The following is a 17,693-nucleotide window of genomic DNA, read 5'->3' as shown; positions in this document are numbered from 1 at the left end:
GCCACATGTACGACCCCGAATCTCACGCATTTCCCTCTCCGAAATTCGTACCCGTTTGCGCCATCGGCGCCTCGGCGGGCGGCATCGCGGCGCTGCAGGGCCTGTTCCGGCAACTCCCGCCGGATCTCGGCCTCGCCTACGTCGTCATTCTTCACCTCGCACCCGACCACCCGAGCATGCTCGCCGACATCCTGTCGGGCTGCACCCGGATGCCCGTCAACCAGATCCAGGACAGGCCGACCCTCAAGCCCAATTGCGTCTACGTGATCCCGCCCGACCGCGAACTCGTCATCGATGGCGACAGCGTCACGGCACGGGAATTCAGCGAGCCGCGCGGCCGGCGCTCGCCCATCGACATGTTCTTCCGCTCCGTCGCCGCCGCCCGTGGCGACGGCATCGCCATCATCCTGTCGGGCGCCGGCGCCGATGGGTCGGTGGGTATCCAGGCCATCAGGGAGGGTGGGGGCGTCGTCATGGTGCAGGAGCCGGCGGAAGCCAGCTTCGCCTCCATGCCGCAGAACGCCATCTCCACGGGGACGGCCGATTTCGTCGCGCCGCTGGCCCGCCTGGCCGAGCGCGTGGTGGAGTTGGCCCATAGCAAGGAGGCCGTCCGCTCTCTCGACATGGACGCCAGCGCCAACGAGCTTCGGCGCATCGTGGCGTTCCTTCGCGCCCGCCTGGGCCACGATTTCTCAGGCTACAAGCGGGCCACCGTGATGCGGCGCGTGATCCGACGCATGCAAGTCTGTCGCACGGATACGCTCGCGGACTATGCCAATCACCTTCTGGCCACTCCCGAGGAGGCGAAAGAACTCTTCACCGATCTACTGATCTCGGTGACGCAATTCTTCCGCGATCCGCAGGCTTTCGAGGCCTTGAGGCACCAGACGATCCGACCGCTCTTCGACGATCTCGGGCCCGAAAAGGGGGAGAACCTCCGCGCCTGGGTCGTGGGTTGTGCCACCGGAGAGGAGGCGTACAGCCTCGCGATCCTGCTGCATGAGGAGGCTGCGCGGCGGAAGCTCCATCCGCAGATCCAGATCTTCGCCACGGATCTCGATGATACCGCGCTCGGGATCGCACGGGAGGGGCGCTACCCGCGCTCGATCGAGGCCGACGTCTCCAATGGGCGCCTCACTCAGTTCTTCGTCGACGAAGGCTCGCATTACCGTGTGCGCAAGGAGCTGCGCGACAGCGTCATGTTCGCCACGCACAGCGTCATCAAGGAGCCGCCCTTCATGCGGCTCGATCTCATCACCTGCCGCAACCTCCTGATCTACCTCGAGCGCAGCCTGCAGCAGCAGCTCTGCGCGATCTTCCATTACGGCCTCAAGCCGGGACGCTACCTGTTCTTGGGGTCGGCCGAGACCGTGGACGCGGCAACGGACCAGTTCGCCCCCCTCGACCGGGAAGCGCGCATCTACTGCTCCCGGCCGAATGCGGCCCGCACACTGCCGATCCTGCCGCAATTCGCCGTGCCCGAACGGTTCATGCCCCCGGATCACGCTGCGCCCGCGCGCAACGAGAATGGGGACAGGTCGGCCACGCTGCACCTGTCCGCTCTGGAACAGAGCGCGCCCGCGAGCGTGCTCGTGGATGACGTTCAGCACATCCTGCACCTCTCGGCGAATGCGGGGCGCTTCCTCCTCCACTCGGCCGGGCCGGTCTCCAACCAACTCCCCACGGTGGTGCGGCCGGAGCTGCGGCTCGATCTCCAGGCTGGCGCTGACCCGCGCCCTCGACCAGAAGGAACCGACGCTCACCCATCCGACCGTGGTCGCGTTCGACAGCGAGCGGCGCAGGATCGCCATGCACGTCGTTCCCGTTCCCAGCGAGGCGCATATGGGGACGCGCGCGCTCGTGTTCTTCCTGGATGGCGGCCGCGTGCGCGGCAACGACACGTCAGAGGCCGCAACCGACACCCAGCCCGACGAGGTTCGCCGCCTTCATGCCGAGTTGAGGGCTGCCCAGGAAGCCCTGATCGCCAGCCGCAGCGGGCACGAAGCGTCGATCCAGGATCTTCGTGCCACCAACGAGGAGCTGCAATCGATCAACGAGGAGTATCGCTCGACGGCAGAGGAGCTCGAGACCTCGAAAGAGGAGCTCCAATCGATCAACGAGGAGCTTCACACCGTCAATGCCGAGATGAAGAGCAAGCTGGCCAGCATCTCGGTGGCGCATAGCGACTTGCAAAATCTCACCTACGCGACGGAAATCGGCACTTTGTTCCTCGATGCCAACCTGCGCATCAAGATGTTCACGCCACCGATCGCGGAACTCTTCAACATCACGAAAGCCGATATCGGGCGTACGATCACCGATTTCACGCACCGTCTGGAGTATGACGGGATCGAGGCGGACACCAGTCGGGTGCTGCAGGACCTCGTGCCGGTGGAGAACGAGGTCCGCAGCCGGGCCGGGCAATGGTTCATGATGCGGCTCAGACCCTACCGCACCGTGGAGGATCGCATCGACGGCACCGTCATGACCTTCGTCGACATTACCGCGCGTCGCAAAGCCGAGGCGGCACAGAGCCGCTCGGAACAGCAGTTGCGGGCGCTCGTCCAGGCCAGTTCGCAGGTGCTCTACCGGATGAGTCCGGCCTGGGACATGATGCACGAACTCTCCGGGGGAGGGTTCCTGTCCGATACGGACGATCCCGACCAGAGCTGGGTCACCCGGTACATCCCGGAAGAAGATCAGGCGCAGGTCCGTGCCGAGATCGAGGCGGCCAACGCCGCGAAGCGTTCCTTCGACCTGGAGCACCGGGTCCGACGTCTCGACGGCACGGTGGGATGGACGCATTCGCGGGCCATCCCGGTCTTCGACGGCGACGGCAACATCATCGAATGGTTCGGCTCGGCGACGGATGTCACCACGCGCAAACGCGCCGAGGATGCGCTGCGTGAGAGCGAGGCCCGCCAGCGCGCGTTGATCGAGGGCGTCCCACAGCTGGTCTGGCGGGCGGTCGATGGCGGCCAATGGACCTGGGCCAGCCCGCAATGGGGCGCCTATACGGGGCAGTCCGAGGCGGACAGCCTCGGTCACGGCTGGATCGCCGCTCTCCACCCTGACGACCGTGATGAGACCCTCGCGCGCTGGGAGGAGGCGGAGCGTTTGGGCACGCTCGTGGTCAATTACCGGATCCGCAATGCGACGGAGGACCGTTATTCCTGGTTCCAGACGCGCGCAACCCCGGTCCATGACGAACGGGGGAGGATCGTCGAGTGGCTCGGCACCTCCACCGATGTGGACGACCTGCGCACCTACCAGGAACGCCAGAAGGTCATGGTCGCCGAATTGCAGCACCGCACCCGGAACCTGCTCGGCGTGGTCCGGTCGATCGCTGGACAGACGCTGCGCTCCAGCGAGACGCTCGAGGATTTCGAGGTGGCCTTCACGAACCGGCTGTCCGCGCTCTCACGTGTACAAGGCGTTCTATCCCGCGCGGATAACGAGCCGATCACCATGGACGCGGTGCTCCGTGCGGAGCTCGACGCCCTCGGCGCCGCCAACATGCCCGAGCGCGTCCTGTTGTCGGGTCCGAAGGTACGCCTGCGCAAGCGCACGGTGGAAATCTTCGCGCTGGCCTTGCACGAACTCGCCACGAATGCCCGCAAATACGGGGCGCTCACCACCGAGGCGGGCCGCCTGGAGGTGACGTGGCGGACCTATGCGGGCGAGGAAGGCGAGCGCCTCGTGTTGGAGTGGCGGGAGACCGGGCTCGAACATGTGCTGGAGGAAGAGGGTCCGATCGCGAAGGCCGGCGGCTACGGCCGCGAATTGATCGAGCGGGCATTGCCCTACGTCATGCAGGCACGCACCACCTACGACCTCTCCTCGACGGACCTGCACTGCACCATCGATTTGCCACTCATCGATCATGCCCAGGCACAAGATCTGGGGTGACGATGGAATCGAGCCCCTGGGCAAGCCGCGTGATCCTCGTGGTCGAGGACGAGTATGCCCGGGTCGATGCGTTGCGCCGTGACTGCGAGCGAGCCGGCTTACCGGCACGCTTCGCGGATGTGGTCAGGATCGAAGCGCCGGTCGAGCCTGAGAAGATCGCCGAAGCGCTCATCCGCTGAAGCAGTCGGTCTGGGCGCCGGAAGACAGACCGTCGGGCTCCGTCGCCGGGGCAGGGGCCTCGCTGCTATCCATCGATATGCGCCGCGAGCTCATCGGCGGTCCCCATCGGGAAGGCCTCCTTCAGATGGACGAGGAAGGCGGAGACACGTGCGCTCAGCAGCCGCCGCGACGGGTAGAGCGTCCAGAGGGCGATCTCCGGCCGGTCGAGATCGCCCCAGAGAACCATCCTGCCGGCCGCCAGATCGCGGCTGACGAGCGAGATCGGCAGGCGTCCGGCGCCGAGCCCGGCGCGGACCGCCTCGCGGACCATCATGAGCGATGACAGGCCGAGCACCGGATCGACGGTGACGCTCGACTTACCGACGGACGATCGCATGTCCCAGGTCAGCGGACCTCCGATCGGTCCGCGGATGACACCGGGCACGGTCGCCCCTTCTCCCGGCCGGTCCAGGCCCGGGCTCGCCACGACCACCAGCCGGTCACGCAAAAAGATGCGGCCGACCAGAGTCTCGTCCGGCTCCGGGTTGACCCGGATCGCCAGGTCGTAGCCCTCCTCCACCATATCGACGGCCCGGTCCTCCGTGGTGATCTCCAGCCGGATGTCGGGATATTTCAACGCGAAATCGACCGCGAGCCGGCCCATCACGGTCTGTGAGAACAGCACGGGTGCGCTGATGCGCAAGCGACCGCAGGGCCTGTCTCCTCCCGTGGCGATGGCCGACGCCGCTTCGTCGAGTTCGGTGAGCAGCACCCGCGTCCGCTCGTAGAGGGCGCGGCCTTCCTCCGTCAGCTTCAGGCTGCGCGCGCCCCGTTCGAACAGGCGCAGGGCGAGGCTGGCCTCCAGCTCCCCGACCCGGCGGGACAGGGTCGCCTTCGGGCGTCCAGAAGCGCGGGCAGCCCGGCCGAACCCCCCGTGCCGGGCGACGAGGTTGAAATCGGCGAGGGCGAGGAGGTCCATACGTTCCACCTGTGAGACGGACCGTCTTAACAGACGGTCTATCGAACCACGAGTGAGCCCCTCATTCTCCGGGTGTCGTTTGAAACAACCTTGGAGTGACCCCCATGACCATCCTCGTCACCGGCGCGACCGGCACCGTCGGCCGCCACGTCATCAACCACCTCGTCCAGCGTGGCGCCGATGTCTGCGCACTCGTCCGCGACCCCGTAAAAGCGGAGCTTCCTGCGGGCGTGACCGTGGTCCAGGGCGACCTGCTCGATGTCGACACCTTGCGGAACGCCCTGTCGGGAATCTCCACCCTGTTCCTGCTGAACGCTGTGGTGCCGGACGAATTCACCCAGGCCCTGATCGCCCTCAACCTTGCCCGCGAGGCCGGGATCGAGCGGATCGTCTACCTGTCGGTGATCCATAGCGACCTCTACGTGAACGTGCCGCATTTCGCGGGCAAGTTCGGCGTCGAGCGGATGATCGAGGGAATGGGCTTCAACGCCACGATCCTGCGCCCGGCCTACTTCATGAACAACGATGCCCTGATCAAGGACGTCGTGCTCGGCTACGGCGTCTACCCGATGCCGATCGGGGCCAAGGGCCTCGCGATGATCGATGCGGCCGATATCGGCGAGATCGCCGCCCTCGAACTCATCCGCCGCGAGCGGTCCAGCACACCGCTCCCCTTCGACCGGATCAATCTCGTCGGTCCCGAGACGCTGACCGGTGCGGACGTCGCCACCATCTGGTCTGAAATCCTGGGCCGCCCGGTCGCGTATGGCGATGACGACACCGGCGCCTTCGAGCAGAACCTGCGGCAGCAGCACGTGCCCAGCTGGATGGCCTTCGACATGCGCCTGATGTGCGATCGCTTTCTCGACATCGGGATGCGGCCCGAGACCGGCGACATCGATCGACTCACGGCACTTCTGGGCCGTCCGTTGCGGTCCTATCGCGATTTTGCCGCCGGGATCGCGGCGTCCGCCTAACGCCATTTGGGACACCGGCCGTCAGGCTCCAGGAGTTCGGTGGGGAATACCGAACTCCTGAGGCCGGACGGACACGCGCAACGTCAAGAATCCGCTTTGTGCTCGGATCGTCTATCGATCGCGCCCCCTGATCAACCGGCGCGGTGCCGACAGGCACGCTTCAAGAATAAGAGAGCGCACGGATAGCCTGAGCAGAATCAATCTCCCGATCACGGCTCGCATGGAACGAATGAGGTAAAAGCGCTCGAAATATAGCTCCTTATCCTTTTGACAGATTTAGATTTATACATGAATCTGGGCCTATCGATGATCCGTCAAGGGTATCATCTATCCCATGAGACTGGCTTTATCGCGTCATGATCTCGATTAATTGACGTGAATGCATCACCTCGCCCCCGGAAACGCTTCTCTCATCATGAATGTTGCTGTCCGGCCGCATCTCGTCGATCGGCCACGATCCGTGAGCCTTCCCGCTTCCCGCCAACGGCTCCACCCCAGGATCGTCGAGGAGGATGCTCCCTTCCTTGTAGTCGAAGGCGTGTCGCTCGGGTTCGGTGGGACCGTGGCGCTCGATGCCGTGGATCTGTCGGTCGGGGAGGGGGAGATCCATGCGGTCATCGGCCCGAACGGAGCCGGTAAATCCTCCCTGATCAACGCGATCAGCGGGCTTTACGCGCCGGATTCCGGAGCGATCCGGATCGGCGACGACCGCTTTTCCCGCTTGCCGACGCGGCACCTCGCCCGCCTCGGTGTGGCCCGCACCTTCCAGAACCTGGCGCTGTTCCGGGGTCTCACCGTCCTCGATACGGTGACGATCGGGCTGGTCGACAGCCAGTCCGCTGGGCTTGGTGCGCAGGTCCTCGGACTTCCCCATGCGCGTCGCGAAGCGCGCGAGCACCGGGAGCGGGCCGAGGCCGTCATCGCCGCGCTCGACCTCGCCGACATACGCGACCGGCTCGTCGGCACTCTCCCCTATGGTGTGCAGAAGCGGGTCGAGCTCGCCCGCGCCCTGGTAGCCAAGCCGCGCCTCCTGCTGCTCGACGAGCCCATGGCCGGGATGACGGCCACCGAGAAACAGCGGATGAGCGGTGATATTCGCGCCGCGCGGGACTCCACCGGCACCACCATCGTACTGATCGAGCACGATGTCGGCGTGGTGATGAGCCTGTCGGATCGCGTCACCGTCCTCGATCACGGGCGGCGCATCGCCTCCGGGACGCCGGCCGAGGTCCAGGGCGATCCCGCCGTCATCGCCGCCTATCTCGGCCTCGCCTTCGAGGCCGGCGCATGAATCCCGATCTCGCCTTCTTCGTCGAGGTGCTGGTCGGCGGTCTGCTGTCCGGGGTCATGTATGCGCTTGTCGCGATCGGCTTCGTGCTGATCTACAAGACCTCCGGCGTGCTCAACTTCGCGCAAGGCGCGATGCTGCTGTTCGCGGCACTGACCTTCGTCAGCCTTACGGAACGGGGCGTGCCCTTCATCGGCGCCTTTGCCGCGACCCTGGCGGTCATGGCCCTCCTCGGGCTCGCCATCGAACGCGCCGTCCTGCGGCCCCTGGTCAACCAGCCGCCGATCACCCTGTTCATGGCGACCCTCGGCGTCGCCTACGTCATCGAGGGAGCCGCCCAGCTCGCCTGGGGCACGCAGGTACACGGGCTCGATCTCGGCATCGACGATACGCCGATCGACCTCGCCGGCATCCTCGTCAGCCGCTTCGACCTGTTCGCCGCAGCCGTCGCCGGGCTGATGGTAGCCGTGCTGAGCCTGTTCTTTCGCTACACCCGCACCGGCCTCGCCTTCCGTGCGGTGGCGGACGATCCGCTGGCGGCTCTGAACACCGGCCTGCGTCTGCCCCGGATCTGGGCCGCAGTCTGGATCGCGTCGGGCATCGTCGCCCTGGTGGCTGGACTACTCTGGGGAGCGCGCCTCGGCGTGCAATTCTCGCTCTCCCTGGTGGTGCTGAAGGCCCTGCCGGTCCTCGTGCTCGGCGGTTTCGATTCGATCCTCGGCGCCATCGTCGCCGGCCTCATCGTCGGCGCGGTGGAGAAGCTGTCGGAAGTCTATCTCGGGCCGGTCATCGGCAGCGGCATTGAGGGCTGGATCGCCTATGTCGCGGCTTTGGGCTTCCTGCTGCTGAAGCCCTCGGGGCTGTTCGGCATGCGCAGCGTCGAGCGGGTCTGAGCGCCATGGCCGCCACCTCTACTCCGCTGGACAAGTCCCTGCCACGCCTATCCGCCAAGGGCATCGGCGTCGCTCTCCTTCTGACGATCGCCTATGGGATCGTTCCGCTGGTCGGCAGCAGCTACCTCTACGAGGCGATCCTGACGCCGTTCCTGGCCCTGTCGCTGGCGGCCCTCGGACTCAACCTACTCACCGGCTATGCCGGCCAGCTCTCGCTCGGGTCCTCTGCCTTCATGGCGGTGGGGGCCTATGCCGCCTTCAACCTGTCGCTGCGATTGCCCTTCCTGCCGCTGCCGGCGACCATCGTGCTGGCCGGGCTCGTCGCCGCCCTGACGGGGCTGGTGGCCGGCCTGCCGGCCCTGCGGCTGCGCGGCTTCTACCTCGCCGTCTCGACGCTGGCGGTGCAGTTCTTCGTGGCCTGGGTGCTGAACCGCTTCAGCTGGCTCTCCAACGACAGCCCATCCGGAGTCATCAGCGCGCCGCCGCTGGTCGTCGCCGGCCTGTCCGTGGAGGATGCCCGTGGCCGCTACCTGTTCTCGCTCACCGTGGTGACGCTGCTGACGGTCCTGGCCTGGCGCCTGGTCACCTCGCCCACCGGACGCAACTTCGTCGCCGTGCGTGACAACGAGACCGCCGCCCGCGTCATCGGCGTGAAGGTGGCGCGCACCAAGCTCCTCGCTTTCGGGCTGTCTTCCTTCATCATCGGCGTAGCGGGTGTGCTCTGGGCCTTCGCCTACCTGCGCACGGTGGAGCCGGCAGGGTTCAACCTCGACCGCTCCTTCCAGATCCTGTTCATCGTCATCATCGGCGGCCTCGGCACCCTGCGCGGCGCCTTCCTGGGCGCGGGGCTCATCGTCGTCCTGCCGTTGCTGTTGTCACGGTTCGGCGCAGCCTTACTCGGCGACGGGTTCGATTCCGGCACGCTGGAGATGTGTCAGTGCATCGTCCTCGGAATCCTGATCGTCGCCTTCCTGATCCGCGAACCCGCCGGGCTCAGTGCGCTCCTCGACCGCGCCGTGCGCCGCCTACGCCCCTCGGCCTGACCGTTCAAACTCCTGAGACCAGTGAACTAAGGGACTTCCCATGCCCGCATTCAGAACCGCCCTGCGTTCCGTGCTCGTCGCCGGGACCGCCCTCGTCGCGCTCACCGGTTCGGCCGGTGCCGACGAACAGCATTTCCCCCTGCAGAGTTACCGGGTCGGGCCCTATGCGGCCGGCGGCACCGGGTTCTTCGGTGGCTTCATCGATTACCTGAACCTGATCAACACCCGCGACGGCGGCGTGAACGGGGTCAAGCTGACCTGGAGCGAGGGCGAGACCCAGTATGAGGTCGAGCGCGGCGTCGAGGTCTACGAGCGGCTCAAATCCCGTCCCGGCATCGCAGCCTGGAACCCGCTCTCTGTGGGAATCGCCTATGCGATGGTCGACCGGATCACCAAGGACAAGGTGCCGCTGATCACGATCAATCACGGCCGCACCGATTCCACCGATGGGCGGGTCTTCCCCTACGTCTTCCCGCTCCTCCTCAACCCCTACAGCGAGACATCCGGCATCGTCGAATATCTCGGGAGCCGCGAGGGTGGACTCGACAGGCTCAAGGGCAAGACCATCACGGTGCTCTATCATGGCTCGCCTTACGGCAAGGAGACGATCCCGATCTATGAGCTCCTCGCCAAGAAGCACGGCTTCAAGGTCGAGCAGATCGAGGTGCCGCATCCCGGTAACGAGCAGCAATCGCAATGGCTGACCATCCGCCGCCTCAAGCCGGACTATGTGGTCCTGCGCGGCTGGGGCGTGATGAACCCGGTGGCGTTGAAGACCGCCCAGAAGACGGGCTTTCCCGCCAACCGCATCGTCGGCAACGTCTGGTCCAACTCGGAGGAGGACGTGATCCCGGCAGGAGAGGCCGCCAAGGGCTACGTCGCCATCACCACGCAGGCGTCGGGCGCCGAATATCCGGTGCTGAAGGACATCATCAAGACCGTCTACGACGGCAATACCGGCAATCTCGCCGACAAGAAGCGCATCGGCAGCGTCTACCACAACCTCGGCATCGTGAACGGCATCCTCAACGTCGAGGCGGTGCGGGCGGCGCAAGCGAAGTTCGGCAAGCGGACGCTCACCGGAGACGAGGTCCGCTGGGGCTTCGAGCACCTGCGTCTCGACGAAGCCCGGGTCGCGGCTTTGGGCGCCAAGGGCCTGTTCCATTCCATCAACGTCACCTGCGCCAATCACGAAGGCGATGGCCGCGTCACCTTCCAGCAATGGGACGGGGCGAAATGGAAGGTGGTCTCCGACTGGATCGCCCCCGACTGGGCGACCCTGCGCCCGATCATCGAGGCCTCGTCGGCGACCTACGCCAAGGAGCACGGTATCACGCCGCGCAACTGTGCCGCCGAGGAGAATGCGACCCACGCCGCGGCGGCCACTCCGTGACCGGCACGCCGCTGCTACGCGTCGAGGCGCTGGAGGCCCGCTATGGCGGCGCCGTCCGCGCCCTCTCGGGCGTCGACCTCGGCGTCGCGGCGGGCGAGATCGTCGCCCTCGTGGGTTCCAACGGCGCCGGCAAGACCACCGTCCTCAAGGCGGTCTCGAACCTCTTGCCGGCCGAACGCGGGCAGGTGACGGCGGGCCGCATCGTCTATGACGGACAGGACGTGTCCCGGACACCCACCGACGCCCTGGTGCGGACGGGCCTCGTCGGGGTGCTCGAAGGCCGCCACTGCTTCCGAGGGCTCAGCGTGGAGGAGAACCTCGTCACCGGTGGGCTCGGGCGCGGCTCGAACCGATCCGCCATCCGGTCCGACCTCGCGCGGATCTACGCGATCTTCCCGCGCCTGCTGCAGAAGCGCCGGATTCTGGCCGGGCTGATCTCCGGCGGCGAACAACAGATGGTGGCGATCGGGCGTGCCCTGATGGGTCGTCCGCGCCTGCTCGTCCTCGACGAACCCTCCATGGGCCTCGCTCCGCAGGTGGTGGCCGAGATCTTTCGCACCCTCGAGCGCCTCAACCGCGACGAGGGACTGACGATCCTGGTCGCCGAGCAGAACGTCACCGTCGCGCTGCGCCATGCGGACCGGGCGGTCGTGCTGGAGAATGGACGCAGCGTCCTCACCGGCACCGCCGCCGAACTTCGTGGGCGCGACGACATCAAGACGTTCTATCTCGGCCTCGGGACGGTGCCCACCCACGTGCCGGCCTGAACGGTGTCGTTCCAAGAACGGGCCCCTGCGCCTGGGGCAGGGCGCCGTCACGAGGCCGGCAACAACGCTTTCACCCGCGGTATCACCTCGGTGCCGAGCAATGAGATGGATCGCTGCATGGCATCCGGCTCCTGCATCGCCGAACTCATCTGGAAGGTCAGACGGGATATGCCACCGAGCGCGGCGCTGGCCGTCGCCACCTTCGCCGCAACCGTGTCCGGCGCTCCGATCAGGTAGGCGCCGTAGGGGCCGCACATGGCTTCGAATTGCTCACGCTGGTTCGTGTTCGGCCATCCCCGTTCCGCCCCGATCTTCCCGAACAGCTGAGCCCAGCCGGGATAGAACGCCTCCTGCGCGGCCCCGTCGGTGTCGGCGACGAAACCGACGGCATGCACCCCGACCTTGAGTCTTTCCGGTGCATGGCCCGCCTGGCGGCCGGCTTCGCGGTAAAGGTCGACCAGGGGGCGAAAGCGTTGGAAGCTACCGCCGATGATGGCGACCATCAGCGGCAGGCCGAGGGTGCCGGCGCGCGCGAAGGAGGCCGGTGTTCCACCCACACCGATCCAGATCGGAAGCGTCTCCTGGTGCGGACGCGGATAGACGCCTTGGCCGGTGAGCGGCGGGCGGAACCGGCCGCGCCAGGTGATATGGGTCCGCTCGCGCAGCGTTAGAAGCAGGTCGAGCTTCTCCGCGAAGAGGGCGTCGTAATCCTCGGCGGCGAACCCGAAGAGCGGGTAGGCCTCGCCGAAGGAGCCGCGCCCGACCACGATCTCCGCCCGGCCCTTGGCGATCAGGTCGAGGGTAGCGAACTCCTGAAAGACGCGGACCGGGTCGGCCGCGCTCAACACCGTGACGGCGCTTGTCAATCGGATCCGGCTCGTGCGTGCCGCCGCGGCCGCGAGGATGACGGCCGGAGCCGCATCGAGGAATTCGGCGCGGTGGTGCTCACCGATACCGAAGACGTCGAGCCCGGCCCGGTCGGCCACCTCCACTTCCGCGAGCAGACGCGCCATGCGCTCGGCCGCCGGAAGGGACCGGCCCGTTTCCGGATCGGGGAGGGTGACGGCGAAGCTGTCGATGCCGAGTTCCATGGCGGACGGTCTCTCTGGTGCGATCAGATTGAAGAAGCGTGCAGATCGATGAGGCGAGAATGGGAGCGCGGCCCCTTTGCGATGGCGCCGCATCCGTTCGCGTCGGCCGCGGCCATCCCGGGCAACGGCCCCTTACTCAGCGACGGCGCGCCAGGACCGAGAGGATCTGGTCTCGGCGCAGCCAGGCCAGGGTTCCGGTGAGGGCAAGCAGCACGGCAGCCGGGGCCACCGGCGTGGGTAGAACGACCAGATGGGCGATGATGGCACCGACCATGGTGCAGGCCAGCCAGAGGGCGGCAAAGGCTGCGTAGCCGGGGATCAAGAGGGCGACGGCGCCTGCGACTTCCACGAGGCCGGTGACGATGCGGAACCATTGGCCGACGCCGATGAGGTCATAGACCTGCACCATCATCGGCACCCCGGCGAGTTTAGCGCCGCCCGCCGCCAGGAACACGAGAGCGAGCAGGATCTGCAACGACCATGTCGCGATGGTGAGCTTGCGCGACGGAGCGGACGGGGCCGTGAGGGTCTGTGACATGATGAACATCCAGTTCGATGTCGCCGAACTCTGGATCGGCTCGGCTGTGCGCTAAGCCGTAGGCCCCTTCCATCCCTCATCGAAGCCTATATCTTTCGATGCATACCATCACCTGGACAGATGGATGCTCGACCAACTCACCCTCGATCAACTCCGGACTTTCGTCGCCGCGGTGGATACCGGCAGCTTCTCCGCAGCTGCACGCAAGCTCGGGCGGGCGCAGTCGCTGGTCAGCCAGTCTCTGGCAAACCTGGAGACGCAATCCGGCATCAAGCTCTTCGACCGCTCGAACCGTTATCCGGTCCTGACTGAGGCGGGCCGCGTGCTGCTCGCCCATGCACGCGCGACGGTAGCGGCCGCCGAGACGTTCAAGGCCCAGGCCCGGGACCTTGCCGGCGGCCTGGAGGCGGAAGTCAGCATCGTGCTGGACGTCCTGTTCCCGTTCCAAGTGCTCACGCAAGCCGTGGCCGCGTTCCAGCCGACCTTTCCCTCCACGCCCCTGCGCATCCAGGTCGAGACCCTGGGGGCGGTGATCGCGCCGGTCCTCGACGGGCGCTGCGCTTTCGCGGTCGCGGGTGCCACGCCCCTGCTGCCGCCCGAGCTTGCGCGCGAGCCGTTGCGCCAGATCGAACTGGTCATGGTCGCCTCGCCCGCCCATCCCCTCGCGCGCAGGACGGGGACGATCCCGACCGCTGACTTGGCCGAGCATGTCCAACTCGTCCTGACCGACCGCAGCGAGCTGACGAAGGGGCGCGAGTTCGGCGTGTTCTCGCCGAGGACCTGGCGGCTGGCCGATCTCGGAGCCAAGCATGCTTTCCTGCGCTCGGGGCTCGGATGGGGCGGGATGCCCCTGGAGGTCGTGGCGGATGACCTCGCCGTCGGACACCTCGTGCGGCTCGACATCGCCGCTTTGCCGAAGGGCGGCCTGTTCCTGCCGATGTGGGCCGTATACCCGATGGAACGGCCTCCGGGACCGGCCGGGCGCTGGCTCATTGCCCAATTGCGTTGCGCCGACACGGGCCAGTGACGCCAACCATGATGAGCGACGAACGCCTCCGCGCCGACAGAGTGGTCGAGGTCAGAATCAAAAAAAGGTGGTCGTTCCATCCGACAGGGCCGGACGGATTCGGACAACGTTGAGCAGCGCCTGCACTTGGCACGCTTCAAGGAGCGAGTTCGCGTCGTACGTTCGTGTCGATCACTTTAATCCAGCGCCATCGGTGCTTTTTGAATGCATGTCACAGGACTGTTGTGAGCGCGACCTACTGGCAGGATCGTTGATCCCCCGGGTCCTGAGGCCATCATGTCCGACGCCGTTGCTGCTCCGACCGGCCTGCCGCAGGGCGCCAAGGCGCCCGCCACGGGGCCAAAGCTCGACCACGGCATTCATCCGGGCGGCGTCATCGCCTTCCTGCTCGTCCTAGTCGCCGGACTGGGCTACGCGCTCTACAGCCTCGTGACCGACATGAACGCGGTGGGGCAGTCGCCTCTCGCCATCGGCGCCTTCGTGCTGCTCGGACTGGCTCTGCTCATCGCTCTGGCCTTCGAGTTCGTGAACGGGTTCCACGACACCGCCAATGCCGTGGCCACCGTGATCTATACCCACTCGATGCCGCCGCTCGTCGCGGTCATCTGGTCGGGCGCCTTCAACTTCCTCGGTGTGATGCTGTCTTCCGGCGCCGTGGCCTATGCCATCGTCACCCTGCTGCCGGTGGAACTGATCCTGCAGGTCGGGTCATCGGCCGGTTACGCCATGATCTTCGCGCTGCTCATCGCCGCGATCCTCTGGAACCTGGGCACCTGGGCTTTCGGCCTGCCGAACTCGTCGTCCCATGCCCTGATCGGATCGGTCATCGGCGTCGGCCTCGCCAACCAGCTTATGGCCCCCGAGGGACAGGCAACCTCGGGCGTCGACTGGGCGCAGGCCCTGGGCGTGTTCAAGGCGCTGCTGTTCAGCCCCGTCATCGGATTCGTCGCCGCCGCCCTGCTACTGCTGGCCCTCAAATTCACCGTGCGGCGCAAGGATCTCTACGAGGCCCCCAAGGGCGAAACCCCGCCGCCTTTGTGGATTCGCAGCCTTCTGATCCTGACCTGCACGCTCGTGTCGTTCTTCCATGGCGGCAATGACGGCCAGAAGGGCATGGGCCTGATCATGCTCATCCTCATCGGCGCCGCCCCCACCGCCTACGCCCTCAACCGCACGATGGCGGACGACACCACCCCGGCCTTCATCGAGACCTCCCAGAACGCCAGCACGGTATTCGCCAGCCATGCCGGGAACGCGCCGAAGCCTGAAGCCGCCGAGGCCCGCAAGCAAGTCTCGGAAGCTCTCAAGTCCAAGGACCTGAACCAGCCTGCCGTGTACGGGGCCCTCGCCGCGCTCTCCACCGACATCGCCGATAACGTGAAGGCCTACGGCGCCATCAAGCAGGTGCCGGCTGCGGCGACGTCGAACCTGCGCAACGACATGTATCTCGCCGCCGACGCGATCCGGCTCCTGCCGAAGAACGGCGCGACATTCTCGGAAGCCGAGGCCGGTACCCTGAAGGCCTATACCGGCCTCCTCAACGATGGGACACGCTACATCCCGACGTGGGTCAAGGTCTGCGTCGCACTGGCTCTCGGCCTCGGCACGATGGTCGGCTGGAAGCGCATCGTCGTCACCGTGGGCGAGAGAATCGGGAAGACCCATCTCACCTACGCGCAGGGCGCTTCCGCCGAGATGGTCGCCGCCGGCACCATCGGTCTCGCCGAACTCTACGGTCTGCCAGTCTCGACCACGCACATCCTGTCGAGCGGCGTCGCCGGCACCATGGCCGCCAACGGTTCGGGCCTGCAGATGTCGACCGTACGCAACATGGCGCTGGCCTGGGTCCTGACCCTGCCCGCAGCCATCACCCTGGCGGGCGTCCTCTTCTTCATCCTACGGCACGTGTTCTAGCGGCACCTCGACGTGGCCGGCCGGGGACTCGATGCTGGACGATCGCAGCGTCCCGCGGTAGGCGTCCACGGCCGAAGCAGGGTTGCTTCACGAAACGGGACTGGCCCCTTGAGCGAACGAACAGGGGCGGGAGCGCTGACGATCTACCTCGACGTGGACGGCGTCGTCACGACGGTGGACTTTCAACGGCAAGCAGGGAAGGACAGGCTCAACCCGACCCAGGTCGCCCTCGTTGCCGCCCTCGTACGGGAGTTCGACGCGAAGGTGGTCGTGTCGTCCACATGGCGCGTCGACGATTGCCGCCCGACACTGGTGGAAGCCGGCCTATCCGAGGACTGCTTTCACCCGGACTGGCGGACGGCCATCCTGCCGACGAGCAGGAATGCCGAAACGGGCGCGATGCTTCCCGCCGAGCAAGCCGGGCGCGGCGATGAGATCACCGAGCACGCGAGCCGGAACCACATCACGCACTATCTCGTCCTCGACGACGTAGAGGTCGGCCCGGCCCATGCGGGTCGGCACGTTCGTCCCGTTGCAGAGCTCGGACTAAGCGAGGCGGAGGGGATCCTGGCCCGCGACCTGCTGGCGGGTATGGTGGCTCCTCGAGGAATGATGGGTCAGATTGGCTCATTCCCACGCACCGCCGATTTACTTCCCCATAGGGATTGAACTTTTCGAAAGCACCGGTCATTCCATGACAGTGGAGTGACACCCGCGTCACGCTGCCCCCGACATCGACAGGGCCTCCTGGACCTTTGCCGGACCTGCCCGTCCGGTCCCGCCTCGACGCCGCACCCGTGCGGCTACTGAGAGCGCGTCGCGTCGGATCGTCGTTCGGCAGGAAGAAGTGGCTGCGATGTTCGGGTTCAGAACTCACGGAAGGACGTCCAGTCCTTCGCTCGCGGTCCTGGGCATCGCCGAACGGTCGGCCGCGGAGGCCTATGCCGCGCTCATCGCCACAGGCTGGTCGGAGATCGGATTCGGGTACCATGGTACCGTCCATGCGCATCCGGACCATCCGGACGTCATCGTGCGCTTCGCACGCAAGGCCGATGGGTTCGGCGATTATGCGGCCCTGCTTCGCAAGGGGTTCGCAGGCTCCGATGGCCCGCACGCGCCGCGTATCCACGACCTGCAGGTCAGCCGCTGCGGCGCGCTGATGACCGTGGGCTCACGGCTCACGAATCCGGCGCGGGATGCCTGGTGGCTGGCCTATGCCCATGCCGTCATCGCGGACCATCCGGGCGTCGCGATGGACGAGGGCGTCCGAGACCGGTTCAAGGTGGAATGGCCGGCCCACGAGCCACGGATCGATCACGCGAGCTTCGACGGGATCCGCGAGGACTTCAGGGCCGCGTGGCCCGGATACGAAGCCTATGTCGCGTCCTTGCGTGCGGTATCGCCGCAAGGCCTCGATCCGAACATCGGCAACGTCCTGGTGGGCGCCGATGGCAGTCCCGTGGTGAACGATCCGCTCTGTGATGACGGACACGGCCTGTGGCGCTCGCCTCTTGCGCGCTCGTTCACGCGCTACGCGGATGTCCTGCACCGTCTGGCCGGCGAAACACGGGCCAGGTTGAGCAAAACTCTCGTGCCTGCCTGATCGTCGGGCGTCGCTATCTTGCGGTAGAGGTTCAGAAAGCCGGCATCGAGGGCGATGACGAGTTACCGGTGCGCGCCGTCCATTCGATCGTCATCTGAAACCCATCAGAACT

16 protein-coding genes are annotated in these 17,693 nt (G+C 66.4%); 13 read left to right on the top strand and 3 right to left on the bottom strand.

Features of this window, described 5'->3' with window-relative positions:
- The first annotated feature begins 5 nt into the window (after positions 1-5).
- The 3 genes from ACYQOP_RS21490 to ACYQOP_RS21480 are packed head-to-tail and all read left to right on the top strand — an operon-like array spanning position 6 to position 4,088.
- Positions 6-2,183 (top strand): chemotaxis protein CheB, encoded by a 2,178-nt coding sequence (locus ACYQOP_RS21490; protein ID WP_461223973.1) that lies wholly within the window; start codon positions 6-8, stop codon positions 2,181-2,183.
- Positions 2,146-3,909, top strand: coding sequence for a PAS domain-containing protein (locus tag ACYQOP_RS21485; protein WP_461223971.1), 1,764 nt, complete (start codon positions 2,146-2,148; stop codon positions 3,907-3,909). Before ACYQOP_RS21490 ends, ACYQOP_RS21485 begins: the two co-directional genes overlap by 38 nt.
- Positions 3,910-3,911: 2 nt before the next feature.
- Positions 3,912-4,088, top strand: a complete 177-nt coding sequence (locus tag ACYQOP_RS21480; RefSeq protein WP_461223969.1) for a hypothetical protein — start codon at positions 3,912-3,914, stop codon at positions 4,086-4,088.
- 65 nt (positions 4,089-4,153) lie between these two features.
- Here the strand turns inward: ACYQOP_RS21480 and ACYQOP_RS21475 are convergent, their stop codons facing one another.
- Positions 4,154-5,047, bottom strand: a complete 894-nt coding sequence (locus tag ACYQOP_RS21475) for a LysR family transcriptional regulator (protein ID WP_461223967.1) — start codon at positions 5,045-5,047, stop codon at positions 4,154-4,156.
- A 104-nt stretch (positions 5,048-5,151) separates the two neighbouring features.
- Here ACYQOP_RS21475 and ACYQOP_RS21470 point away from each other — a divergent pair, with 104 nt between their 5' ends.
- The 6 genes from ACYQOP_RS21470 (at position 5,152) to ACYQOP_RS21445 (ending at position 11,408) form a co-directional block, all read left to right on the top strand.
- The gene (locus tag ACYQOP_RS21470; protein ID WP_461223965.1) at positions 5,152-6,024 is read left to right on the top strand and encodes an SDR family oxidoreductase; all 873 of its coding nucleotides are present in this window, start codon (positions 5,152-5,154) and stop codon (positions 6,022-6,024) included.
- Between the two features lie 415 nt (positions 6,025-6,439).
- The gene (locus tag ACYQOP_RS21465) at positions 6,440-7,315 is read left to right on the top strand and encodes an ABC transporter ATP-binding protein (RefSeq protein ID WP_461223963.1); all 876 of its coding nucleotides are present in this window, start codon (positions 6,440-6,442) and stop codon (positions 7,313-7,315) included.
- Positions 7,312-8,205 carry a branched-chain amino acid ABC transporter permease gene (locus tag ACYQOP_RS21460; RefSeq protein ID WP_056426341.1) on the top strand — a complete coding sequence of 298 codons (894 nt, stop codon included), beginning with the start codon at positions 7,312-7,314 and terminating at the stop codon, positions 8,203-8,205. The genes ACYQOP_RS21465 and ACYQOP_RS21460 overlap by 4 nt, the downstream gene beginning before the upstream one ends.
- Positions 8,206-8,210: 5 nt before the next feature.
- Complete coding sequence (locus ACYQOP_RS21455; RefSeq protein WP_461223961.1) at positions 8,211-9,248, top strand: branched-chain amino acid ABC transporter permease; 1,038 nt, start codon at positions 8,211-8,213, stop codon at positions 9,246-9,248.
- 40 nt (positions 9,249-9,288) lie between these two features.
- Complete coding sequence (locus ACYQOP_RS21450; RefSeq protein ID WP_461223959.1) at positions 9,289-10,641, top strand: ABC transporter substrate-binding protein; 1,353 nt, start codon at positions 9,289-9,291, stop codon at positions 10,639-10,641.
- The gene (locus ACYQOP_RS21445) at positions 10,638-11,408 is read left to right on the top strand and encodes an ABC transporter ATP-binding protein (protein WP_461223957.1); all 771 of its coding nucleotides are present in this window, start codon (positions 10,638-10,640) and stop codon (positions 11,406-11,408) included. The genes ACYQOP_RS21450 and ACYQOP_RS21445 overlap by 4 nt, the downstream gene beginning before the upstream one ends.
- Positions 11,409-11,455: 47 nt before the next feature.
- Here the strand turns inward: ACYQOP_RS21445 and ACYQOP_RS21440 are convergent, their stop codons facing one another.
- Positions 11,456-12,499, bottom strand: a complete 1,044-nt coding sequence (locus ACYQOP_RS21440; RefSeq protein WP_461223955.1) for an LLM class flavin-dependent oxidoreductase — start codon at positions 12,497-12,499, stop codon at positions 11,456-11,458.
- 136 nt (positions 12,500-12,635) lie between these two features.
- The gene (locus tag ACYQOP_RS21435; RefSeq protein ID WP_461223953.1) at positions 12,636-13,037 is read right to left on the bottom strand and encodes a DoxX family protein; all 402 of its coding nucleotides are present in this window, start codon (positions 13,035-13,037) and stop codon (positions 12,636-12,638) included.
- Between the two features lie 124 nt (positions 13,038-13,161).
- Between ACYQOP_RS21435 and ACYQOP_RS21430 the strand changes: the two genes are divergently transcribed.
- The 4 genes from ACYQOP_RS21430 to ACYQOP_RS21415 all read left to right on the top strand — a co-directional run bounded on the left by ACYQOP_RS21430 (position 13,162) and on the right by ACYQOP_RS21415 (position 17,581).
- Positions 13,162-14,064 carry a LysR family transcriptional regulator gene (locus ACYQOP_RS21430; RefSeq protein ID WP_056453266.1) on the top strand — a complete coding sequence of 301 codons (903 nt, stop codon included), beginning with the start codon at positions 13,162-13,164 and terminating at the stop codon, positions 14,062-14,064.
- Positions 14,065-14,340: 276 nt separating this feature from the next.
- A complete protein-coding gene (locus ACYQOP_RS21425) occupies positions 14,341-15,978 on the top strand; it encodes an inorganic phosphate transporter (RefSeq protein ID WP_461223951.1) in 1,638 nt (545 codons plus the stop codon).
- 108 nt (positions 15,979-16,086) lie between these two features.
- A complete protein-coding gene (locus tag ACYQOP_RS21420; RefSeq protein ID WP_056426320.1) occupies positions 16,087-16,647 on the top strand; it encodes an HAD domain-containing protein in 561 nt (186 codons plus the stop codon).
- 187 nt (positions 16,648-16,834) lie between these two features.
- The gene (locus ACYQOP_RS21415; RefSeq protein WP_461223949.1) at positions 16,835-17,581 is read left to right on the top strand and encodes a hypothetical protein; all 747 of its coding nucleotides are present in this window, start codon (positions 16,835-16,837) and stop codon (positions 17,579-17,581) included.
- The last annotated feature ends 112 nt before the right edge of the window (positions 17,582-17,693 follow it).

This window comes from Methylobacterium sp. CM6247 (assembly GCF_054817925.1).
Note: the sequence above shows the minus strand (reverse complement) of the source record. Positions and strands in the feature narration are given on the sequence as shown.